Source organism: Pseudomonas sp. P65(2024), assembly GCF_057480955.1.
Map to the genome: position 1 here is coordinate 45,178 of NZ_JBLIYX010000008.1, position 22,576 is coordinate 67,753.

Annotated in this window: 20 protein-coding genes; 7 read left to right on the plus strand and 13 right to left on the minus strand. The window is 64.4% G+C overall.

Annotated features, from left to right (window positions below):
* Window positions 1–116 precede the first annotated feature (116 nt).
* The 4 genes from AC25MA_RS13225 to ttgA form a co-directional block, all read right to left on the minus strand.
* Window positions 117–1,370, minus strand: coding sequence for an OprD family porin (locus tag AC25MA_RS13225; RefSeq protein ID WP_186594307.1), 1,254 nt, complete (start codon window positions 1,368–1,370; stop codon window positions 117–119).
* Between the two features lie 241 nt (window positions 1,371–1,611).
* Complete coding sequence (locus tag AC25MA_RS13230; protein ID WP_486972090.1) at window positions 1,612–3,057, minus strand: AdeC/AdeK/OprM family multidrug efflux complex outer membrane factor; 1,446 nt, start codon at window positions 3,055–3,057, stop codon at window positions 1,612–1,614.
* Window positions 3,054–6,206: a multidrug efflux RND transporter permease subunit TtgB gene (gene ttgB, locus AC25MA_RS13235; RefSeq protein ID WP_028690205.1), complete on the minus strand. Its 3,153-nt coding sequence runs from the start codon at window positions 6,204–6,206 to the stop codon at window positions 3,054–3,056. The genes AC25MA_RS13230 and ttgB overlap by 4 nt, the downstream gene beginning before the upstream one ends.
* Before the next feature lie 3 nt (window positions 6,207–6,209).
* Window positions 6,210–7,364, minus strand: a complete 1,155-nt coding sequence (ttgA, locus tag AC25MA_RS13240; RefSeq protein WP_028690204.1) for a toluene efflux RND transporter periplasmic adaptor subunit TtgA — start codon at window positions 7,362–7,364, stop codon at window positions 6,210–6,212.
* Between the two features lie 247 nt (window positions 7,365–7,611).
* On the opposite strand from ttgA, the gene ttgR reads away from it, so the two are divergent.
* Window positions 7,612–8,244: an efflux transport transcriptional regulator TtgR gene (ttgR, locus tag AC25MA_RS13245; RefSeq protein WP_279152892.1), complete on the plus strand. Its 633-nt coding sequence runs from the start codon at window positions 7,612–7,614 to the stop codon at window positions 8,242–8,244.
* A 78-nt stretch (window positions 8,245–8,322) separates the two neighbouring features.
* Here the strand turns inward: ttgR and AC25MA_RS13250 are convergent, their stop codons facing one another.
* Window positions 8,323–9,774 carry an MDR family MFS transporter gene (locus tag AC25MA_RS13250; protein ID WP_207851283.1) on the minus strand — a complete coding sequence of 484 codons (1,452 nt, stop codon included), beginning with the start codon at window positions 9,772–9,774 and terminating at the stop codon, window positions 8,323–8,325.
* Window positions 9,775–10,170: 396 nt separating this feature from the next.
* Here AC25MA_RS13250 and AC25MA_RS13255 point away from each other — a divergent pair, with 396 nt between their 5' ends.
* The gene (locus AC25MA_RS13255; RefSeq protein ID WP_028690201.1) at window positions 10,171–11,040 is read left to right on the plus strand and encodes an isocitrate lyase/PEP mutase family protein; all 870 of its coding nucleotides are present in this window, start codon (window positions 10,171–10,173) and stop codon (window positions 11,038–11,040) included.
* A gap of 6 nt (window positions 11,041–11,046) precedes the next feature.
* Here AC25MA_RS13255 and AC25MA_RS13260 read toward each other — a convergent pair whose 3' ends face one another.
* Together AC25MA_RS13260 and AC25MA_RS13265 are read right to left on the minus strand one after the other, a co-directional pair.
* On the minus strand, window positions 11,047–11,220 hold the full coding sequence (locus AC25MA_RS13260) for a hypothetical protein (RefSeq protein WP_167388398.1): 174 nt from the start codon (window positions 11,218–11,220) through the stop codon (window positions 11,047–11,049).
* Window positions 11,221–11,296: 76 nt separating this feature from the next.
* Window positions 11,297–12,205 carry a LysR family transcriptional regulator gene (locus AC25MA_RS13265; RefSeq protein WP_028690200.1) on the minus strand — a complete coding sequence of 303 codons (909 nt, stop codon included), beginning with the start codon at window positions 12,203–12,205 and terminating at the stop codon, window positions 11,297–11,299.
* Between the two features lie 103 nt (window positions 12,206–12,308).
* Between AC25MA_RS13265 and AC25MA_RS13270 the strand changes: the two genes are divergently transcribed.
* A complete protein-coding gene (locus AC25MA_RS13270; RefSeq protein WP_486972091.1) occupies window positions 12,309–13,184 on the plus strand; it encodes an MBL fold metallo-hydrolase in 876 nt (291 codons plus the stop codon).
* Window positions 13,185–13,212: 28 nt separating this feature from the next.
* Window positions 13,213–13,827 carry an NAD(P)-dependent oxidoreductase gene (locus AC25MA_RS13275; RefSeq protein ID WP_062364124.1) on the plus strand — a complete coding sequence of 205 codons (615 nt, stop codon included), beginning with the start codon at window positions 13,213–13,215 and terminating at the stop codon, window positions 13,825–13,827.
* 120 nt (window positions 13,828–13,947) lie between these two features.
* Here the strand turns inward: AC25MA_RS13275 and AC25MA_RS13280 are convergent, their stop codons facing one another.
* Window positions 13,948–14,829, minus strand: a complete 882-nt coding sequence (locus tag AC25MA_RS13280) for a LysR substrate-binding domain-containing protein (RefSeq protein ID WP_028690197.1) — start codon at window positions 14,827–14,829, stop codon at window positions 13,948–13,950.
* A 112-nt stretch (window positions 14,830–14,941) separates the two neighbouring features.
* Between AC25MA_RS13280 and AC25MA_RS13285 the strand changes: the two genes are divergently transcribed.
* Entirely contained in the window at window positions 14,942–16,579 is a 1,638-nt protein-coding gene (locus AC25MA_RS13285) for a 5-guanidino-2-oxopentanoate decarboxylase (RefSeq protein WP_247284584.1), read from the plus strand.
* A 73-nt stretch (window positions 16,580–16,652) separates the two neighbouring features.
* Here the strand turns inward: AC25MA_RS13285 and AC25MA_RS13290 are convergent, their stop codons facing one another.
* Window positions 16,653–17,573 (minus strand): AraC family transcriptional regulator, encoded by a 921-nt coding sequence (locus AC25MA_RS13290; RefSeq protein ID WP_028690195.1) that lies wholly within the window; start codon window positions 17,571–17,573, stop codon window positions 16,653–16,655.
* 202 nt (window positions 17,574–17,775) lie between these two features.
* On the opposite strand from AC25MA_RS13290, the gene AC25MA_RS13295 reads away from it, so the two are divergent.
* Both AC25MA_RS13295 and AC25MA_RS13300 read left to right on the plus strand, forming a co-directional pair.
* Entirely contained in the window at window positions 17,776–18,069 is a 294-nt protein-coding gene (locus AC25MA_RS13295; RefSeq protein ID WP_028690194.1) for a putative quinol monooxygenase, read from the plus strand.
* Window positions 18,070–18,111: 42 nt separating this feature from the next.
* Window positions 18,112–18,345, plus strand: coding sequence for a hypothetical protein (locus AC25MA_RS13300; RefSeq protein ID WP_028690193.1), 234 nt, complete (start codon window positions 18,112–18,114; stop codon window positions 18,343–18,345).
* On the opposite strand, the gene AC25MA_RS13305 is transcribed toward AC25MA_RS13300, so the two are convergent.
* The 4 genes from AC25MA_RS13305 to AC25MA_RS13320 all read right to left on the minus strand — a co-directional run bounded on the left by AC25MA_RS13305 (window position 18,346) and on the right by AC25MA_RS13320 (window position 22,301).
* Complete coding sequence (locus AC25MA_RS13305; protein ID WP_062364125.1) at window positions 18,346–18,951, minus strand: flavin reductase family protein; 606 nt, start codon at window positions 18,949–18,951, stop codon at window positions 18,346–18,348.
* A 118-nt stretch (window positions 18,952–19,069) separates the two neighbouring features.
* Window positions 19,070–19,357 carry a hypothetical protein gene (locus tag AC25MA_RS13310; RefSeq protein ID WP_486972092.1) on the minus strand — a complete coding sequence of 96 codons (288 nt, stop codon included), beginning with the start codon at window positions 19,355–19,357 and terminating at the stop codon, window positions 19,070–19,072.
* 348 nt (window positions 19,358–19,705) lie between these two features.
* The gene (locus tag AC25MA_RS13315; protein WP_088852647.1) at window positions 19,706–20,857 is read right to left on the minus strand and encodes a Fic family protein; all 1,152 of its coding nucleotides are present in this window, start codon (window positions 20,855–20,857) and stop codon (window positions 19,706–19,708) included.
* A 124-nt stretch (window positions 20,858–20,981) separates the two neighbouring features.
* Complete coding sequence (locus tag AC25MA_RS13320) at window positions 20,982–22,301, minus strand: MFS transporter (RefSeq protein WP_028690189.1); 1,320 nt, start codon at window positions 22,299–22,301, stop codon at window positions 20,982–20,984.
* Window positions 22,302–22,576: the final 275 nt, after the last annotated feature.

A 22,576-nucleotide genomic window follows, 5' to 3' on the forward strand; every position in this document is an offset into this window, starting at 1 on the left:
CGTCAAAGAATTTAATTTGATTTGAATATGTCTTTTGATTATTTGAGGAAAACCCACTCCCACGCCGCTCCTCTCTTGTGCGGACGATGTGGGAGCGGGCTTGTCCCGCGATGGCATCAAAGAAGATTGAGTGGGTAACTGACGATCAGTCGGTTCTCGTCGAACGCATTGCTGCTGAAGTCCCTGCGCATGGTCGAGTTGCGCCATTTCACCGAAAGGTCCTTGAACGTCCCGGCCTGTACCACATAGGCCAGCTCGGTCTCCCTGGCCCACTCCTTGCCATCGTCCACCCCACCGGCGTGCACGTTGTCACCCTTGATGTAGCGGTTCATCAGGGTTAGCCCAGGGATGCCCACGGTGACGAAGTTGAAGTCATGGCGCACTTGCCAGGAGCGCTCCTTGGCATTATCGAAGCTGGCGTTGTAGCTGTCGTTGGCCAGGGTGCCGCCGCTGGTGCCGTTGACCCGCATCCAGGCGTCATCGCCGCTGACCTTCTGCAGGCCGATGTAGAAGGTGTGGCCCTGGTAACGTGCCGAAAGCATGGCCGAGGCCGTACGGTTGTCGAGGTCGCCGGCGCGGGCGCTACCCTCTTCCTTGCCGAGGAAGTAGCCCAGGTTGGCGCCCAAGGTCCAGTCGCCCAGCGGCTGGCTGTGGACCAGGTTCAGGTACTGTTGGCGGTAGATGTCCTTGAGCCGGGCATCCCACAGGCCGACCATCGTGCGCTTGTCGTTGAAGCTGTATTCGCCACCGGCGAAGTTGAAGCGGTCGGAGGTGATGCCGGCGCGCCCCTGCATGAACATGTCTTCCATGCTCGCGTCGTTGCGCGGGCTGTTACCGCGGAACTGGCCGGCATAGAGGGTCAGGCCTTCGATCTCCTTGGCGGTGAGCTGGCCGCCGCGGAACGTCTGCGGCAGCGAGCGGCCATCGTCCGAACGCAGGATCGGCAGCACCGGCATCCACTCGCCGACCTTGAGTTCGGTCTGCGACAGGCGCGCCTTGAATGCCACGCCCAGGCGGCCGAAATCATCGGCCGGGCGGCCATCGTCATGCACCGGCAGCAGGTGAGTGCCGGCCGTGCCCTTGCCACCGTCGAGCTTGACCGAGTACAGCCCCAGCACGTCGACACCGAAGCCGACGGTGCCCTGGGTGAAGCCGGAGCGAGCGTCGAGGATAAAGCTCTGGGTCCATTCCTCGGCCTTGCCCTGAGGGTTGGCCGGGTCGACGAAGTTGCGGTTGATGTAGAAGTTGCGCAGGTTGAGGCTGGCCTTGGCGTCTTCCAGGAAACCGCTTTCGGCGGCGACGGCGGGCAGGGCGCAGGACAGGGCCAACAGGCCCGGGAGCAGCTGGCGTGCGGGTTGCAAAGTGCTCATCTGTCGTGGATCTCTTGTTTTTATTGGGCGAGCCGGTGCACTGCGGGTACGGACCGCAGGGGTGGGCGTCTTTAGAGAGAACGAGTGCAACGTTGCGTGGGCGATGGTGCGGGGGAGGGTGGGGGCGAGGCAATTCGTGGAACGCGGAATGGGGCGATTATCGAACGTAATGTTGACCGAGCGTCATCGCGGGCAACAAAAAGCCCACCGCAAGGGTGGGCTTGATGCGTTACCGGGCCAATCAGCCTTTCGGCGTCTGGATCGAGGTTTGTTGCTGGGTCTGCTCGTACCAGCCGCCACCGAGGGCCTTGTACAGGTTGACCTCGCTGACCAGCTGCGACAGGCGATCGCCGATCAGCGACTGCTGGGCGCTGAACAGGTTGCGCTGGGCGTCGAGGAAGGTCAGGTTGCTGTCGATTCCGATGCGGTAGCGGCGCTCGGCCAGGCGGTAGTAGTCCTGGTTGGCGGCCACCAGGTCACGTTGCGCCTGCAGCTGCTCCTCGAACGTCTTGCGTGCGGCCAGGCCATCGGCGACTTCCTGGAAGGCGGTCTGAATGGTCTTTTCGTACTTGGCGACGTTGATGTCCTTCTGGATCTTCGAGTAGTCCAGGCTGGCCTTGAGGCTACCGGCGTTGAAGATCGGCAGGTTGATCTGCGGCTGGAACAGCCAGGTGCCCGAACCACCCTTGAACAGCCCGCCCATGTCCGGGCTCAGGGTACCGGCGTTGGCGGTCAGGCTGATGCTCGGGAAGAACGCGGCGCGGGCGGCGCCGATGTTGGCGTTGGCGGCCTTGAGCAGGTGCTCGGCTTCCTGGATGTCCGGACGACGTTGCAGGATGTCGGACGGCAGGCCCGCCGGCACTTCGGCCAGTTGGTCGGCATTGAGCTCCAGCGGCTTGGGCAGGTTGGCCGGCACGCCGGTACCTACCAGCACGGTGAGGCTGTTCAGGTCCTGGGCGACCAGGCGCTGGTACTGCGACAGCTTGACCCGCGCACCTTCGACGGCGGTGCGGGCCTGGCTCAGGTCCAGCGCCGAAGCCACGCCCACCTCATTGCTGCGGCGGGTCAGGTTGTAGCTCTCTTCGTACGTCTTGAGCGTTTCTTCGGTCAGCTTCAGCAACGCCTGGTCGGCCTGCCAGGTGTAATAGGCGTTGGCCACGCTGGCCACCAGGCTGATCTGCGTGGAGCGACGCGCCTGCTCGCTGGACAGGTAGGTTTCCAGGGCCTGTTGGGTCAGGCTGCGCACACGGCCGAACAGGTCCAGTTCATAAGCGCTGACACCCAGGGTGGCCGAGTACTGGCTGCTGATGGATGCCTCGCCGGTCTGCGACATGTTCGCCGGCAGCCGCTGGCGGCTACCGCTGCCATTGGCCGATACCGCCGGCAGCAGGTCGGCGCGCTGGATGCGGTACTGGGCGCGGTAGGCGTCGATGTTCAACGCCGCGACGCGCAGGTCGCGGTTGTTTTCCAGCGACGTCTGGATCAGCTGCTGCAGCGCCGGGTCGTGGAAGAACTGGCGCCAGCCTTGCTCGGCCGCGGCAACGTTGGCCGACTCGGTCGGCGAGTACGCAGGGCCTTGCGGCCACTGCGCGGCCACCGGCGCCTCGGGCGTCTGGTAGTCGGGGATCAGCGAGCAGCCGCCGAGGATGAAGGCGGTTACCGCCAGGGACAACAAAGACTTGGTCATTGCCCAGCCTCATAACGTGGAGTTTCAGGGGTGGCGTGTTCTTTCGGCTCTTTGCTGCCGAACAGCGACGACACTGCGACGAAGAATAGCGGTACCCAGAAGATGGCCAGCACGGTCGCACTGATCATGCCGCCGATCACGCCGGTACCAATGGCGTGCTGGCTGCCGGCGCCGGCGCCGCTGGCGATGGTCAACGGTACCACGCCGAGGATGAACGCCAGCGAGGTCATGATGATCGGGCGCAGACGCATGCGGCACGCCTCGATCGCCGCGTCGTACAGGCTGCGGCCTTGCTCGTGCAGTTCCTTGGCAAACTCGACGATCAGGATGGCGTTCTTCGCCGCCAGGCCGATCGTGGTCAGCAGGCCGACCAGGAAGTACACGTCGTTGGACAACCCACGCAGGCTGGTGGCGAGCAGGGCACCGATGATGCCCAGCGGTACCACGAGCACGACCGCGATCGGGATCGACCAGCTTTCGTACAGCGCCGCCAGGCACAGGAACACGAACAGTACCGAGAGGGCGAACAGCGCCGGCATCTGCGAGCCGGAGAGTTTTTCCTCGTAGGACATGCCGGTCCAGGAGTAGCCGATGCCGGTTGGCAGTTCGCCGGCGATGCGCTCGACTTCGGCCATGGCCTCACCGGTACTGTAGCCCGGGGCCGGGGTACCGAGGATCTCGACCGCTTCCACGCCGTTGTAGCGCGACAGCTTCGGCGAGCCGTAGCTCCATTCGCCCTTGGCGAAGGAGGAGAACGGCACCATTTCACCCTTGCCGTTGCGCACGTACCACTTCTGCAGGTCTTCCGGGCTCATCCGCGAGTTTGGCTCGCCCTGGATGTAGACCTTCTTGACCCGACCGCGGTCGATGAAGTCGTTGACGTAGCTACCGCCCAGGGCGATCGACAAGGTGTTGTTGATGTCGGCGATGGTCACGCCCAGGGCACTGGCGCGTTCGTCGTCGATGGTCAGTTGGTACTGTGGCTCGTCGTTCAGGCCGTTCGGACGCACGGCGCTGAGGATCTTGCTCTGCGCGGCCTTGGCCAGGAACTGGTTGCGCGCTTCCATCAGTTTCGCGTGGCCGACGCCGGCGCGGTCCTGGAGGAACACGTCGAAGCCGGTGGCGTTACCCAGTTCGAGTACCGCCGGCGGGGCGAAGGCGAACACCATCGCGTCACGGAAGCTGAAGAAGTGCATCTGCGCGCGCTGGGCGAGGGCGAACACGCTGTTCTCCTTCGAGCGCTCGCCCCACGGCTTGAGCATGATGAAGGCCATGCCCGAGCTCTGGCCACGACCGGCGAAGTTGAAGCCGTTGACGGTGAACACCGAAGCCACGGTATCGGCTTCCTTGTCGAGCAGGTACTCGCGCATCTGGTCGACCACCACCTGGGTGCGCTCGGCACTGGAGCCGGCCGGGGTCTGCACTTGGGCGAACAGCACGCCCTGGTCTTCCTCGGGCAGGAACGCGGTGGGGATGCGCGCGAACAGCCAGATCATGCCGACCACGATCAGGGCGTAGGCCAGCAGGAACGGGATCTTGTTGCGCAGGATGGTGCCGACGCTGCGTTCGTAGCCGGCGACGCTGCGGTCGAAGTTGCGGTTGAACCAGCCGAAGAAGCCGCGCTTGGCCACATGGTGCTCGCCCTTCTTGAGCGGCTTGAGCATGGTGGCGCACAGGGCCGGGGTGAAGATCAGCGCCACCAGCACCGACAGGCCCATGGCCGAGACGATGGTGATGGAGAACTGGCGATAGATCACACCGGTGGAACCGCCGAAGAAGGCCATCGGCAGCAGTACCGCCGACAGGACCAGGGCGATACCCACCAGGGCGCCCTGGATCTGCTCCATGGAGCGCTTGGTTGCCTCCTTGGGCGGCAACCCTTCCTCGGACATCACCCGCTCGACGTTCTCCACCACGACGATGGCGTCGTCCACCAGCAAGCCGATGGCCAGGACCATGGCGAACATGGTCAGGGTGTTGATGCTGAAGCCTGCGGCGGCAAGGATGCCGAAAGTACCCAGCAACACCACCGGCACGGTCATGGTGGTGATGATGGTGGCGCGGAAGTTCTGCAGGAACAGGTACATCACCAGGAACACCAGGACCACGGCCTCGATCAGGGTGTGGATCACCCCGCTGATCGATTCGGTGACCACTGGCGTGGTGTCATACGGGAATACGGCCTTCACGCCCGGCGGGAAGAATGGCTCCAGGTCGCTGATGGTGGTGCGCAGCGCCTTGGCGGTGTCCAGGGCGTTGGCGCCGGTGGCCAGCTTGACCGCCAGGCCCGAGGCCGGCTTGCCGTTGTACTGGGCGCTGATGGCGTAGTTCTCGCCGCCCAGGCCGACCGTGGCGACATCGCCCAGGCGTACCTGGGAACCGTCGTTGTTGACCTTGAGCAGGATCTTCTCGAACTGCTCGGCGGTCTGCAGGCGGGTCTTGCCGATGATGGTGGCGTTGAGCTGGGTGCCCGGCAGTGCTGGCAAGCCGCCGAGCTGGCCGGAGGAGACCTGGACGTTCTGCGCGGCCACGGCGGTGCGCACGTCGACCGGGGTCAGCTGGAACTTGTTCAGCTTGGCCGGATCCAGCCAGATACGCATGGCGTACTGCGCACCGAACACCTGGAAGTCACCGACGCCCGCGGTCCGCGAGATCGGGTCCTGCATGTTGGAGACGATGTAGTTGGCCAGGTCGTCCTTGCTCATGCTGCCGTCTTCGGACACCAGGCCGATCACCAGCAGGAAGTTCTTCACGGCCTTGGTGACGCGGATACCTTGCTGCTGCACTTCCTGCGGCAACAGCGGGGTGGCCAGGTTCAGCTTGTTCTGGACCTGGACCTGCGCGGTGTCGGAGTTGGTGCCCTGCTCGAAGGTGGCGGTGATGGTCATGCTGCCGTCGGAGTTACTTTCTGACGACACATAACGCAGGTTGTCGATACCGTTGAGCTGTTGCTCGATCACCTGCACCACGGTGTCCTGCACCGTCTGCGCCGAGGCGCCCGGGTAGGTCACGGAGATGGCGATGGCCGGCGGGGCGATGCTCGGGTACTGGTTGATCGGCAGCTTCAGGATCGACAGGGCGCCGACCAGCATGATCACCAGGGCGATCACCCAGGCGAAGATCGGGCGATCGATAAAGAACTTCGACATGGTTTACTCCGCTTTGGCGTCGGCTTTGGCCGTGTTGGCCTGAGCAGGGCCGGCCGGCTTCTTGACGTTGGTGGCTTCGCTGACCTTGACCTCGACGCCCGGTCGCACGAACTGCAGCCCTTCGGTGATCAGACGATCGCCCGGGTTCAGGCCTTCCTCGATCAGCCAGTCGCTGCCCAAGGTGCGGCTGGCCTTGAGCTGGCGCAGTTCGACCTTGTTCTCCTGGTTGACCACCAGCGCGGTCGGCGCGCCCTTGAGGTCGCGGGTCACGCCCTGTTGCGGGGCCAGGATGGCGTTGGCGTTGACCCCGGCCTTGAGCCGCGCATGCACGAACATGCCAGGCAGCAGGGTGTGGTCGGGGTTGGGGAAGATCGCGCGCAGGGTGACCGAGCCTGTGGTCTCATCGACGGCGACTTCGGAGAACTCCAGGCGACCCTGTTGCTTGAACAGGCTGCCGTCCTCCAGCACCAGCTGCACCTGGGCGGCGTTGTCGCCGGCCTTCTGCAGTTGGCCGCTTTCCAGGTCACGACGCAGCTTGAGCAGCTCGGCGGTGGACTGGGTGACGTCGACGTAGATCGGATCGAGCTGCTGGATGGTGGCCATGGCGTTGGTCTGGCCGTTGTTCACCAGGGCGCCTTCGGTGACCGAGGAGCGACCGATGCGGCCACTGATCGGGGCCAGTACCTTGGTGTAGCGCAGGTCGATCTGGGCGCTCTTGAGCGAGGCCTCGGCCTGCAATCGTTTGGCATTGGCGTCGTCGTATTCCTGCTTGGAGACGGCTTGCTCGTCGATCAGTTGCTTGTAGCGTTCGGCCAGCGAGCGGGTAGCCTGCAGGTTGGCCTGGGCGTTGGCCAGGGTCGCCTCGTAGACGGCCGGGTCGATCTGGTAGAGCTGCTGCCCTTCCTTGACGTCGGTGCCTTCCTTGAACAGGCGCTTGAGAATGATGCCGTTCACCTGCGGGCGAACCTCGGCCACACGGTAGGCGCTGGTGCGCCCCGGCAGTTCCGAGGTCAGGGTGAAGGCTTGCGGTTGCACGGTCACGACGCCGACCTGAGGAGCCTGCGGCGCAGGCGCTGCTTCCTCTTTCTTACAGCCACTGAGCAGGGTTGCCAGGGCCACGGCGGAAACCAGGGCGGTTACGGCTGGCTTGAATTGCATGAGGATCCTCGGGTCGCGGGAGCAAGGGAGCTCAAGAATATAGTGGAAGAGTCTTAAGAGAAAAACGCTATCCGGTGGATAAATAGCTTGCTAAGGAATATACTTACATTCATGGTTGTTTGTAAATACCGTCGGTGAGTCGCCGCGGATCGTCCACATGCACCCGGGAGTGGCCCATAAAATGCTCGCCCCGGCCCGATTCCCGTCCGCCAGATGTGCGGGCGGGGCCTGATGAGGTTGTACTGCCATGGTCCGTCGAACCAAAGAAGAAGCCCAGGAAACCCGTGCCCAGATCATTGAGGCGGCGGAAAAGGCCTTCTACAAGCGCGGTGTCGCGCGTACCACCCTGGCCGACATCGCCGAGCTCGCGGGGGTGACCCGCGGGGCGATCTACTGGCATTTCAGCAACAAGGCGGAGCTGGTGCAGGCGCTGCTCGATAGCCTGCACGAAACCCATGACCACCTGGCCCGGGCCAGTGAAAGCAAGGACGAACTCGATCCGCTCGGCTGCATGCGCAAGCTCTTGCTGCAAGTGTTCAACGAGCTGGTGCTCGATGCCCGTACCCGGCGTATCAATGAAATCCTGCATCACAAGTGCGAGTTCACCGACGACATGTGTGAGATTCGCCAGCAACGCCAGGGCGCGGTGCTGGACTGCCATCAGAGCATCGCCCTGGCCCTGGGCAATGCGGTACGTCGTGGCCAGTTGCCCGGGGAGCTCGATATCGATCGGGCTGCCGTGGCCATGTTTGCCTATGTGGATGGCCTGATCGGCCGCTGGCTGCTGCTGCCGGACAGCTTCGACCTGTTGGCCGATGTCGAAAAATGGGTCGATACCGGGCTGGATATGCTGCGCTTGAGCCCAGGCTTGCGCAAATGACACTTTGTTAAGGATTGTGAGGAAGTGTTACTCCTTTGCGATTAAGGGGGCGTTAATACCCCCTGTGGGCGCAGACAGCTAGCGCCCGCGCAACTGCCGGTCGGGTAAGGCCAGCGCCGCCAGCAGCCCGATCAGCGAAGCGCCGGCACTGACCAGCAGCAGGTCGCGGAAGGTTTCCAGCAAGCGCGCCTGGGTCTGCGGATCCGCCTCGCCGGCCTTGAGGCTCCCCAGCAGCGGGTTACCCAGCATTTCGAAACCGCCCTGATGCAGCAGCGCCAGCAACAGGCTGGACATGCACGCCACCCCCATCGCCCCGCCGAGCGAGCGGAACAGGTTGGTGGTACTGGTCGCCACGCCGATGTCCCTGCTGTCCACCGCGCTTTGCGTGCCCACCAGCGAGGTGGGGAACTGCAGGCCGCAGGCGATGCCGGTCAGCAGCATGAACACCGCGCCGAGCAAGCCCGACTGTGGTGGTGTCAGCGCCATGGCGGCAATGGCCAGCGGCATCAGCAGTGCTCCTGTCAGGATCTGCGGTTTGAAGCGGCCGGTGCGGCTGGTCATGCGTCCACCGGTGAAGGCGCCGACGGGCAGCCCCATGGCCAGTGGCAGCAGGTGCAGCGCCGCGCTGTCGGCACCCGCACCGGTGATGCCCTGGTAGCGCAGGGGCATGAGCATGGTCAGCGAAATCGACTGGAAGCTGGCGAAGAAGATCACGCACCAGCACAGCACCGCCACCCGATTGCCGAACAGGCTCAGCGGCAGCAGCGGCTCGCGGCAACGGCGCTCGTGGGCGATGAACGCCAGCAGCCCGAGCAGCGCGCAACCCAGCAGCGCCAGCACCTGCGACGACAGCCAGGCATGCCCCTGGCCGACCAGGGTGATGCCCAGCAGCAGGCTGCCCAGACCAACGATCATCAACACAGCGCCCAGGTAGTCCACCCGGGCCTCGCGGCGCTTGACCGACAACCCGTCCAGCGCCCGATGGATGACCCACAGGGCGACCAGTCCCAGCGGCAGGTTGATCCAGAACACCCAGCGCCAGGACAGGTACTCGGTCAGCCAGCCGCCGAGCACCGGCCCGGCGACACTGGCCAGGGCGTACATACTGCTGAAATAGCCCTGGTAGCGTCCGCGCTCGCGCGGTGGCACAAAGTCGCCGATGATCGCCTGGCTCACCGACACCATGCCGCCGGCGCCGATGCCCTGGAGCACCCGCGCCAGCACCAGTTGCGGCATGTCCTGGGCCAGGCCGCAGGCCACCGAGGCCAGGGTGAACAGGGCAGTGCCGGTGAGGATCATGCGCCGCCGACCATACAGGTCGCCGAGCTTGCCGTAGATCGGCACCGCGATGGTCATGGCCACCATGTAGCCGGAGATGACCCAGGCCAGCAGCCCGACATCATTGAACTGCGCGGAGATCGCCGGCATGGACACGGCGACGATGGTCTGGTCGAGTGCGCCGAGGAAGATCGCCAGCATCAAGGCGGTCAGGACGCTACGCAGGACGGTGGGGGGGAGGGCGGCAGTCACGGTGGATACCTTGTGGTCAGAGCTGGCACGAGCGCGAGGCGTCGTGGGCTTGTCGTGCGATGGGATCGTCAATGGGGGCGTATTGTAGCCTGAGTTACATAGCTACCTATGTACTCCATGCATCCCCTATGCAAGATCGGCATTAGCGCATTCATCCAGCGATGCATGACCGCGTGATATCGTGGCAGGGCCGCAGAGGCTGAAATCCGGGGGCTGCACCAGCATGGTGCAGCTGTTTGCCGCAGGGTTTCGCGTCGCTGTATGTCCACACCTTCTATTCCTCTGCCTGCATGTCGAGCATGACCGCCCTGATGGCGACGGTTGGAACAGTCAGGTAGACCCGATACAGGGGTCGGTTGTCAGCCGTTCACAAATTTCATTACAAGCGGAGTGATCATGCCCAAGGCTTCCCACCACGATCTGCGTTTTGCCTTTCGCGAACTGCTTGCTTCAGGTTCGTGCTATCACACCGCTTCGGTCTTCGACCCGATGTCCGCCCGTATCGCCGCGGACCTGGGCTTCGAAGTCGGCATCCTCGGCGGCTCGGTCGCCTCGTTGCAGGTCCTGGCCGCGCCGGACTTCGCCCTGATCACCCTCAGCGAGTTCGTCGAGCAGGCCACCCGCATCGGGCGCGTGGCCCAGTTGCCGGTGCTCGCCGACGCCGACCACGGCTATGGCAATGCGCTCAATGTGATGCGCACGGTCATCGAGCTGGAGCGCGCCGGCGTGGCCGCGCTGACCATCGAGGACACCTTGCTGCCGGCCCAGTTCGGCCGCAAGTCCACCGACCTGATCTCGGTGGAGGAGGGCGTGGGCAAGATTCGCGCGGCGCTGGAGGCACGTGTCGATTCGGCGCTGGCGATCATCGCCCGGACCAATGCCGGTGTGCTCACCACCGAGGAAATCATCGTCCGCACCCAGAGCTACCAGAAGGCCGGCGCCGACGGCATCTGCATGGTGGGGGTGAAGGACTTCGAGCAGTTGGAGCAGATCGCCGAGCACCTGAGCGTGCCGCTGATGCTGGTCACCTACGCCAACCCGAACCTGCGCGACGACGAGCGCCTGGCGCGCCTGGGCGTGCGCATCGTGGTCGATGGCCATGCCGCCTACTTCGCCGCGATCAAGGCCACCTACGACTGCCTGCGCCAGCAGCGTGGCCAGCAGCACAAGTCGGACAGCCTCGGCGCCACCGAGCTTTCGCACACCTACACCCAGCCCGAGGACTACATCCGCTGGGCGAAAGAGTACATGAGCGTCGAGGAGTGATTTTCTCTACCTGACGGCGCTCAGGGTGGCGCTGTGGGGAACGCAGTGTTCGTGGACGCAACTGGCCGCCGTGTTGGGCTGGCTTCGCAGCAGCTCGACCCGCCAGCAGGCCGAGCCATAAAGCCCGGCCACCGCGACCAGGGCGAAGACGAGGGCGCAACGCCTGGATTTGATGCTCATGGTGCGGACCTCCTGTTGGTGCAACAGGTCATACCTTCAAGCATAGGCCTTGTGCACGAATCTGCATCGCCTGGACTCAGCTCAATCCCTTGTCCCACTCCGGCTCGTCGCCGAACCGCTGCGCCAGGAAGTCGAGCATGCTGCGCAGCGTCGCCGGCATGTGCTTGCGCGAGGTGTACACCGCATTCAGGGTCAGCTCCCGTGGCCTGGCGTGCGGCAATAGCCGCACCAGCTCGCCACTGCGCAACGCGGCCGCCGCCTGGTAGGTGGGCAACATGGCGATCCCGGCGTGGGCCAGGGCGGCTTTCTGCAGGGTCATGGCCTCGTTGGCGCTGATATTGCCCTGCACCGGCACGGCGACGTTCTGCCCGTCCACCTCGAAATGCCACAGGCTGTGGCCGAAGTAGGCGTGGGTCAGGCAGTTGTGCCGGCTCAGTTCCTCGACCTGGCGCGGCGTACCGTGCTCGCGCAGGTAGGCGGGGCTGGCGCAGACCACCGAGCGGCACACGCTCAGGCGCCGGGCGATGAGGTTGGGGTCGACGTCGTTGCTGGTGCGGATGGCCAGGTCGATGCGCTCGTCCACCAAGTTGACGGTGCGGTCGAGCATTTGCAGTTCCACTTTCACCCCAGGGTAGCGTTTGACATAGGCGGCCAGCGCATCCACCAGTTGGGCCTGGCCGAACGAGGTGCTGACGCTGATGCGCAGTTCACCGCGGGGGGCGTCGTCCGGCTGGCGCACGGCGTTCTGCAGGTCGCCGGCCAGCTCCAGCAACTGGCGGCAGCGGGGCAGGGTTTCGAGACCCGCCGCCGTCAGGCTGAGCTTGCGCGTGGTGCGTTGCATCAGGCGTGCGCCCACCCAGTCCTCCAGCTCCGCCAGGTAGCGCGATACCACGGGCCTGGAAAGCTCCAGATGATCCGCCGCGGCGGACTGGCTGCCCAGGTCGACGACGGTGACGAATACGCGCATGGCGTTGAGACGGTCCATGATCTGTCCGATTTTAGAAACAAACTATGTCGAAGCATCGCATTTTTTGTATTGGTTCGGGCAACTAAGCTTGTCTGCATCGTCCCACTCACAGGATCTTGCGATGTCTCTTCTCACTCCCCTGCGCGGCCTGCTGCTGGCCTGTCTCACCCTCGGCGGCCAGGCCATGGCCAGCGAACCGCTAAAGCTCGAAGCCTACAACCCTGGCCACGCGGCGATCTTCCCGGTCAGTTCGGTGATCGTCAGTGGCGCCCATGAGGCCATCCTGGTAGACGCCCAGTTCGGCAAAGGCCAGGCCGAGCAGGTGGTCGAACGCCTGCGTGCCAGCGGCAAGCAGCTGACCACCATCTATGTCAGCCATGGCGACCCGGACTACTACTTTGGCCTGGACACCATCATCCAGGCGTTTCCCAAGGCCCGGGTGGTCGCCTCGGCCGCCACTGTCGAACACATTCGCAAGACCATGGACGCCAAGCTGGCCTACTGGGGCCCGCAGATGGGCGCGGACAAGCCGGCACGCCTGGTGGTGCCGCAGGTCCTCAAGGGCAATCGCCTGGAGCTGGAAGGCCAGGCACTGGAGGTTGTCGGCCTGGACGGTCCACAGCCGGACCGCAGCTTCGTCTGGATTCCCTCGATCAAGGCAGTGGTCGGTGGCGTGGTGGTTTCCGAGCACATCCACGTGTGGATGGCCGACACCCAGACCGCGCAATCCCACGCCGACTGGCTGAGCACCCTGGCGAAGATCGAGCAGCTTGCCCCGCGCACGGTGATCCCTGGGCATTACCTGGGCGACAGCAGCCGCTCGCTGGACGCGGTGCGCTTCACCGCCGGCTACATTCGTGACTTCGATACCGAAGCCGCCAAGGCCGCCGACTCCGCCGCGCTGATCGCAGCGATGAAGCAACGCTACCCGAACCTTGGCGACGAGAGTTCCCTGGAACTGGGGGCCAAGGTCGCCAAGGGCGAGATGAAGTGGTAATCCCTTTCAACCTGTTGGAGTGTTTCCCATGAGCAAGATCGCAATCATCGGCGCCACCGGGCGCGCCGGCAGCCAGTTACTGGAAGAGGCCCTGCGTCGTGGTCACAGTGTGGTGGCGATCGCCCGTGATCCGGGCAGCCTGCAAGGCCGTGACGGCGTGACGGTCAAGGCGCTGGATGCCAAGGACAGCGCCGCCCTGCAGGCGGCCGTGGCGGGCTGCGACGCGGTGCTGAGCGCGGCGCATTTTTCCACTCTCGAGCCGGGCGCGATCATCGAGCCGGTCAAGCGGGCCGGGGTCAAGCGCCTGCTGGTGGTGGGCGGGGCCGGCAGCCTGCTGCTGCCGTCTGGGCACCGGGTGATCGACAGCCCGGACTTCCCCGAGGCCTACAAGGCCGAGGCCAGCGCCGGGGTGCGCTTTCTCGATACGCTGCGCCGCGAACCGACCCTGGACTGGACCTTCCTATCGCCGTCGGCGGAGTTCGTCGAAGGCGAGCGCAGCGGGCACTACACCCTGGGCAAGGACCACCTGCTGATCGGCGCAGACGGCAAGAGCTGGATCACCTTTGCCGATTACGCCATCGCCATGCTCGACGAGCTGGAAAAGCCGGCACACTCGCGGGCAAGGTTCACAGTCGGTTACTGAGTCGCACGGTACAAGGAGCGGCCTTGTGTCGCGAAAGGACCCGCAAGCGGCCCCGGCGATCTATGCCATGGCCACGATCCTGGGGCCGCTGCGCGCCCCTTTCGCGACACAAGGCCGCTCCTACAGGGATTGTGCAAGGCTTGAGGCACGTGCCTGCAGCCACTCCATCAACTCGACCAGCCCCGCGGGCATGGTCTTCGAAGGTGTCACCAGGTAATACCCCTTCCCGGTCGTCACCTTCAGCTCGAACGGCATGCACAACCGGCCTGCGTGCAGGTCGTCGCCGATCAGCGAGAAATCGCCAATGGCGATCCCCGTCCCTTGGGAGGCCATGGCCATCGCCATGTCCAACGTCTCGAAATGCTGCTTCGGCCCCTGGGGCTCGAACCCGGCATTGGCCGCCTGCAACCACAACCGCCAGTCATGTTCGTCCCGCGAGGGGTGCAGCAGCATCTGCCGTGCCAGGTCCTGCAACTGCAAGGGGCCGCTAGACACCGATGGCGCGCAGACCGGCGTCAGTTGTTCGTCGAACAGCTTGCGTACCTGCTGCCCCTGGTTCGGCGCCGCGCCATAGACCACGGCCGCATCGAAGCCCTCGCGACGAAAATCCACGCCATGCTGCACCGTGGTGGTCAACTCCACCGGGACATCTGGGCGCAGTGCCTGCCATTCCAGCAAGCGTGGCAGCAGCCAGCGCATCACACAGGTTGGCGCTTTGAGCTGCAGTGTCGCGCTGCGTCCGCCGACCTCGCGCACGCCTTGCTCGATCAGGGCAAAGATCTGCTGCACCCGGGGCAGCCAGTCCTGCCCTTCGCGGGTCAGCGCCAGGCCTCGGGCCTGGCGCTGGAACAATGCGTAGCCCAGGTGCTCCTCGAGCCCGGCGATCTGCCGGCTGACCGCGCCTTGGGTGATATGCAGATGGTGCGCGGCGCGGGTGAAGTTGCAGTGCTGGGCGGTCACCAGGAAGGTGTGCAGGGCGGGGAGGGGCGGCAGGCGTTTCATTGTGACAAGCCATGATATGGGATCATGGCTAGTATGTGTTTTTTTGCATTGTGGCGGTAGTCGGCGCTTGTTTCCATGAGCACAGGTCTTAACAAGAATCGGGTACTCGATGATGGCAACCTGTGGTGAAGTGCTGGTCAAACTCCTCGAAGGCTATGGCGTCGATCATGTCTTTGGCATTCCCGGCGTGCATACCGTGGAACTCTACCGCGGCCTGGCCGCTTCCTCGATCCGTCACATCACCCCCCGCCACGAGCAGGGTGCCGGGTTCATGGCCGATGGCTACGCGCGTACCCGGGGTAAGCCTGGCGTGTGTTTCATCATCACCGGCCCGGGCATGACCAACATCACCACCGCCATGGGCCAGGCCTATGCCGACTCGATTCCGATGCTGGTGATTTCCAGCGTGCAATCGCGCAACCAGCTGGGCGGCGGCCGTGGCAAGCTGCATGAGCTGCCCAACCAGGCCGGGCTGGTAGCGGGGGTGGCGGCGTTCTCGCACACGCTGATGAGCGCCGATGATCTGCCTGAGGTGCTGGCCCGGGCCTTCGCCGTGTTCGACGGTGGCCGACCTCGCCCTGTGCATATCGAGATCCCGCTGGATGTGCTGGTGGAACCCGCCGATCATCTGTTGCCGGGCCGCGTGGTGCGTACCACCCGTGCCGGCGCCGCGCCACAGATCGTGCAGCGCATGGCCGTGCGCCTGGCCAAGGCGCGGCGTCCGCTGATCCTGGCCGGTGGCGGTGCGCTGGAGGCGGGCACCGCGCTGGCGCGACTGGCCGAGCACCTGCAGGCGCCGGTGGCGCTGACCATCAACGCCAAGGGGTTGTTGCCCGCCAACCATCCGCTGCAGATCGGTTCGACCCAGACCCTGTCTGCCACCCGCGCGCTGGTGGCCGAGGCCGACGTGGTGCTGGCCATCGGCACCGAACTGGCCGAAACCGACTACGACGTGACCTTCAAGGGCGGTTTCGAGATTCCCGGCAGCCTGCTGCGGATCGATATCGACCCTGACCAGACAGTACGCAATTACCTGCCAGAACTGGCCCTGGTGGGCGATGCCGCCCAGGCCACCGAAGCGCTGCTGGTAGCCCTGAACCTGCAGGCGCAACCGCCGCGTGATAGCGATTGGGGAGCGGCGCGGGCCGCCCGCCTGCGCCAGGACAACGCGGCCAGTTGGGACCAGCCGACCCTGAGCCAGACCCGTCTGCTGACCAGCATCCTGCAAACCCTGCCGGACGCCATCCTGGTGGGCGATTCGACCCAGCCGGTCTATACCGGCAACCTGACCCTGGACATGGCCAGGCCGCGCCGCTGGTTCAATGCATCGACCGGTTACGGCACGCTGGGCTACGCGTTGCCGGCCGCCATGGGCGCCTGGTTGGGCAGCGCCGAGTCGCCCGCCGAACGCGCGCCGGTGGTGTGCCTTATCGGTGACGGCGGGTTGCAGTTCACCTTGCCCGAGCTGGCCAGCGCGGTCGAGGCGCAGGTGCCGCTGATCGTGCTGCTGTGGAACAACCAGGGGTACGAGGAAATCAAGAAGTACATGGTCAACCGGGCGATCGAGCCGGTTGGCGTGGACATCCATACCCCGGACTTCATTGGCGTGGCGCTGGCGCTGGGGGCCGAGGCAGAGGACGTGGGCGATGTGGGACAGTTGCAGGCGGCGTTGGGCCGGGCAGTGGAGCGTCAGGGACCGACCTTGATCCAGGTGGATCAAGGCCGGTGGCAGCAGGCGGTACTAGCCTGAGCGCAGTAGCGAGGGCTTTGCCGTCGATCGCGGGGCAAGCCCGATCCTACGGTCGTCCAATGTTTGTCTCTTTTCAGCTGGCGCTGGCGCGCAGGCGCGCCACGTCGCGAATCGGCGGTGCTCCGTACAAGCGGCTGTACTCGCGGCTGAACTGCGACGGACTTTCATAGCCCACCCGGTAGCCAGCCACCGCGGCCTCCAGCCCGTCATTGAGCATCAGTCGCCGCGCCTCCTGCAGGCGCAGCTGCTTCTGGTACTGCAACGGGCTCATCGAGGTCACCGCCTTGAAACGGTGGTGCAGGGTCGAGGTGCTGAGGTTGACCTCGCGTGCCAGGTCCTCGATGCGCAAGGGCTCCTGGTAATGCCGGTTGAGCCAGGCGATGGCCTGGCATACCCGGTGGGTCTGGCTGCTGGACAGGGCGATCTCGCACAGACGCCAGCCTTGGGGGCCACGCAGCACGCGATACATCAGCTCGCGGCGCACCAGTGGGGCGAGCACGGCGATATCCCGCGGGCTGTCGAGCAAGCGCACCAGGCGCAGCAGCGTGTCGAGCAACTGCGGATCGCTTTTCTCCACGAACAGTCCACGGCCGGAAGCCTGGCCAGGGACCAGTATCGGCCCGCTCTCGGCGATCAGCTGGCTGATCTGTGCCGGGTCGATATCCAGGCGCAAACCCAGGCAGGGGTTCTCGGGGCTGGCCTCGAGCAGGGCGCCGGTAATGGGCAGCGTCACCGAGACCACCATGTAGTGCAGCGGGTCGTAGGTATAGCGCTCGTCGCCCAGGAACAATGTCTTGCTGCCCTGGGCCAGGATGCACAAGGCCGGTTGTGCCAGGGCCGGCATGCCGCGTACATCCTCTTCGTAGCGGGTCAGGTACAGGTCTTCGATGGCCGACACCGAGCCATGGGGGATTTGGGCGTGACGCCGGATCAGTCCGGCCAGCTCCTGGCGTTGCTGCTCCAGAAGCGGATCGAGGGACGTGGATGAACTCATGGCGGTATTCCTCTGCTGACGGACGCAGCATAGGTTTGGGCAATGGCAGGCGCTAGTCGAAAGCTGCAGATCGATTGCCTGATCCTGCTCCGTTGCAGGATCAGGCAATCGGCCGGCAGTAATGGCCTAACGTTCCGCGTGGGCGACCCCCTAACCTTGGCAGCCTGGTTTTCCCGTCCGTAGCGCTTCAAGGAGATCGTTCATGAGCCAGCAGCAACCGGTCACACACCTGGCTTTCATCCGCGCCAGCAACGGTCGATCCGCGGAACTTGGCGTGCGCCTGCGCGACCTGCTCGAGCCGTCGCGGCGTGCGCCGGGCTGCCTGAGCTTCAGCGTGCAGCGCTCGCAGGTCGATGCCGACCTGTGGCTGCTCAGCGGCAGCTGGTGCGACCAGCAGGCGATGAGTGGCTATTTCGCCTCGCCCACCCTCGACGTATTTGGTGAGCTGGTGCAGGAGCAGGTGGTCAGCAGCCTCGACCTGCATACGTTCGCCTAGCGTGTAAAATGTCGTCCCTCGATCACACAGGCGCAGAGCGACATGGCACGTAGAGAATTCCCCCACTTCGAAGCGGTTTCGGCAATGGTCCCGGTACAAGGCGGCGGCTACCACGCGGCGATTGCCGTGAAGGCCCTGGTCATGGGCGGCGCGCCGCGCTTTCACAAAGTGCTGGACGGGCAGGTGTTCCAGTCGGCGATCGCGGCCGACGAGGCCGCTTGTGCCGAACTCGAACGCCTGCAGGGCGTGGGCGAGGAAGGTGAGCTGATCTTCTGATCAGGCCTGTGGCCGAGCCATCTTGAACAGCTCGCCCAGCGCAAAGTAGTCGGCCGGGCCGCCGCCACGCAGGATCGGCTCGGCGGCGGCGGTGTCGTAGATACCGTCTTTCAGCAGGTGCTCGGCAATGTGCACCGCCACCACCTCGCCGAGGATCAGCCAGCTGGGCACCACTTCCTGGTCCGCACGCTTGAGCTGGACGATCTGGCTGACCTTGCATTCGAAACTCACCGGGCTTTCGCCGACACGCGGCACCTTGACCACATTCGAGGCGGTCGGGGTGAGGCCGCTGAGCGCGAACTCGTCGACATCCGCCGCCACGGCGGCGCAGCTCTGGTTCATCTGCTGCGCCAGCGGACGGGTGGCCAGGTTCCAGACGAACTCTCCGGTCTGCTCGATGTTGTTCAGGCTGTCTTTGCGCCCGACGCTGCAGAAACCGATGATCGGAGGGATGTAGTTGAAGGCGTTGAAGAAGCTGTAGGGCGCCAGGTTCAGGCGGCCTTCGCGGTCGTGGCTGGAGATCCAGCCGATGGGCCGTGGGCCGACGATGGCGTTGAACGGGTCGTGGGGCAGGCCGTGGCCTTTGGCGGGTTCGTAGTAGTACATCTGCGCAAGGCCGCGAGGCCCTTCCTGGTGGGGGACAAGGCGCCTAGTGTGCCAAGGCTTGGCCCGGCTGCAAATAATCAAGCCCGGCCGAAGCCGGGCTGGTAGCGCGCATCAGCGATCAGCTGATGCGGTGGCCGTTGGTGCGGTCGAAGCCGTCTTCGGCGAAGCGCTGGCCGCCGGTGCGATCGAAGCCGTCTTCGGCGAAGCGCTGGCCGCCGGTGCGATCAAAGCCATCTTCAGCGAAGCGCTGGCCGCCGGTACGATCGAAGCCATCTTCTGCGTAGGTGGCCGACTGACTCTGTACGGCAGCGAAGGTGTGGGCGCCGGTACGGTCGAAACCGTCTTCGGCGAAGGCGCCAGTGGCCAGAACAGAGAGGGCGAGGGTGAGGATCAGTTGGTTTTTCATGGTCGTTGCTCCGGTGGGTTGCTTGGGGTTGTTGTTTCTATGGGTTCAATGCTACGCCCATTAAATTGATTAAAAAGCGCAAAAAATAGCAAATTAGAATCGATTAAATCGATTGATTGTGGCGCGGGTAATGTCAGGAAGCTGCCATTGGCGCCCCAGCCACCGCCCAACGCCGTTCCCATCGGTTTCGGAAGGGCAGGTCAGTGGCAGGGCCATTTCAGAATGGGCCCAGGCAGTTAATTGGGAATTAAGGGAAGAAGTGGCTTTCCATGAGATAGCGACCTGTTACCAGTGACGCGAGGTACAGCGGGGAGCGAGCTGTTCAGGGCGCTCGTTGACCAGCCCTGCTCAGGTCTCTTGGGTATTCACCCTGTATCGGGTGCTACGCCCGCCGCCGGGCAGACGAACCAGGCAATGCTTGTCCAGCAGGTCGACAAGGTGCCGGGTGGCTGTGGCCTTGGAGACCTTGGCCACCGCCTGGTACTGGCTGGCACTGATACCGGCCTCGAACCCGCGAGGCCCACCATCGAGCAGGCGGTTGAGCACCTTGACTTGTTCGGGCAACAAGCCATCGTCACGATGGATCAGCCAGAAGCGCGCCTTGGCCAGCACCCGGTCGATGCGCACCAGCGCTTGCTGGAGGCTGCGCAGCAAGGTGGACAGGAACCAGGCCAGCCATTGTGTGACGTCCAGGTCGCCGCGCTGGCTGCTTTCAAGGACTGCGTAGTAGCCGGCCCGGTCTTCCAGGATGCTGCTGGACATGGCGTAGAAACGGACCGCACGCTGCTCGCCCTGGGCCAATGCCAGGTCTGTGATGGCGCGCGCCAGGCGGCCGTTGCCATCGGCGAAGGGGTGCAAGGTGACGAACCAGAAATGGGCGAGCCCCGCGCGTAGCAGGGGGTCGAGTTGCCGATCGCTGCGGCTATTTTCAAACCAGTCGATGAACTGCCGCACCCGCTGCTCCAGGCCGGCACGCGGCGGTGCTTCGAAATGCACCCTGGGTTTGTCGATACGCCCCGATACCACTTGCATTGGAGCATCGTCGCGCCATTCACCGACTGGCAGGGGCGGTGCGAGTGAATCGTCAGGTTCGGGAAACAGCCAGCGGTGCCACAGGAACAGGCGCTGTTGATCCAGTGGCCGAACATAGCCCATGGCCGCATCCACCATCAGTTCGGCCAGGCCCTCGCTGCGTGTCGTGGTCGTACCCGGCTCCGCGATGCCGAGCCGGCGGGCCAGGGAAGAGCGGACGGACTCCACATTGAGCTGCTCACCCTCGATGGCCGAGGATGTGACAATGTTCTGCAGCAGGGTATCGAGCGTATCGAGGTTGGCATTGGCCTCGGTCACTGCCCCCGCTCTGCCCAGCAGGCAGCCCTGCGCCTGGACGCAGTCTCTGAGCAAGGTTGCCAGTTGTGATGCGTCCCAACGAAAGTCGGGCCAGTCGGCCTGCTGCCAGACCCAGACGGTGTCGGCAGCCGTATGCGCTTTTGGGTTCATGAGCCGAATAATAGCGCCATTCGGCTCATTGTGTGAGCCGAATGGCGCTATTATTCGGCTCACAATCCTTAAAAAGGGGCGCACGGTCATCCGCAGCGCCCCTTTTCAGTTCTGCGAGGAGGAATCAGTCGGTGGTGATCCGCGAATGCTGCTTGGTGTCCTTCATGGTCGCGTACACCAACAGCGAGCAAGCGATGCAGGCGGTGACGTACCAGTAGAAGCCGGTCTCCATGCCGATGCTCTTGAACCACAGGGCCACATACTCGGCGGTGCCGCCGAAGATCGACACGGTCAGCGCGTACGGCAGGCCGACGCCCAGGGCGCGGATTTCGGTCGGGAACAGTTCGGCCTTCACCACGGCGTTGATCGAGGTGTAGCCGCTGACGATGATCAGCGCGGCCATGATCAGGAAGAACGCGCCCCACCAGGTCTGGATGGTGTGCAGGGTGCTGAGGATCGGCACGGTGAAGAGGGTGCCGAGCACGCCGAAGGCGATCAGGATAGGGCGTCGGCCAATCTTGTCGGACAGCCCGCCGATCACCGGCTGCAGGCACATGAACAGGAACAGCGTGGCCGCCGAGATGGTGGTCGAGTCGCTGATGCTCATGCCCACGGTGTTGACCAGGTATTTCTGCATGTAGGTGGTGTAGGTGTAGAAGGCCAGGGTACCGCCCATGGTCAGACCGACCACGGTCATCAGCTCCTTGGGATGGCGCAGCAGGGTACGCATCAGGCTTTCCTTGGATTTTTCCTTCTTGGTGAAGGAGGCGGTCTCTTCCATGCCGCGGCGCAGGTACAGGGCGACCACCGCGCATAGCGCGCCGATCACGAACGGTACGCGCCAGCCCCAGGCATACAGCTCCTCGGTGGTCAGGGTGTTCTGCAGGACGATCAGCACCGCCAGGGCGATGAGCTGGCCCGAGATCAGGGTGACGTACTGGAAACTGGAGAAGAAGCCACGGCGTTCCTTGCTGGCCATCTCGCTGAGATAAGTGGCCGAGGTGCCGTACTCACCACCTACCGACAGGCCCTGCATCAGGCGGGCGATGACCAGCAGGATCGGCGCGGCGACGCCGATGGTCTCGTAGCCCGGCGTCAGGGCGATGACCAGGGAGCCTGCGCACATCAGCAGTACAGAGGCCATCAGTGCCGCCTTGCGGCCTTTGCGGTCGGCGTACAGGCCCATCAGCCAGCCGCCTATCGGGCGCATGAGGAAGCCCACGGCGAAGATCGCGGCGGTGTTGAGCAGTTGGGCGGTGGTGTCGCCGGCGGGGAAGAAGGCCTTGGCGAAGTACAGCGAAAATGCGGCGTAGACGTACCAGTCGTACCATTCGACCATGTTGCCGATGGAGCCACTGAAGATCGATTTGAGGCGGCTGGCGGTGGACTTTTGCGCGGCGGGCGCAACGGCCGCCCCGGTGGGCAGAGTGCTGGCGTTATCCATCAGGGATACCTTCTCGTTGTTTTTGTGGAGCGCGCTCGAGGCGCAGCTTGAGAAGGGTTTTGCAGGAGGTGTGCCAGATGAGTGCGTGGTGATCCATCTGGGGGCGCCTGGCGCTCATCGCTGGCAAGCCAGTTCCCACACAGACCGCGTGCTGCTTGGCGTGCACGGTAACCTGTGGAAGCTGGCTTGCCAGCGATGGGCTGTAAAGCAGCCCCTTGAAGGCACAGACGGATAAGCGGTTTCCCGCTCATTCATGCAGGTTGATAGGCAAAAAT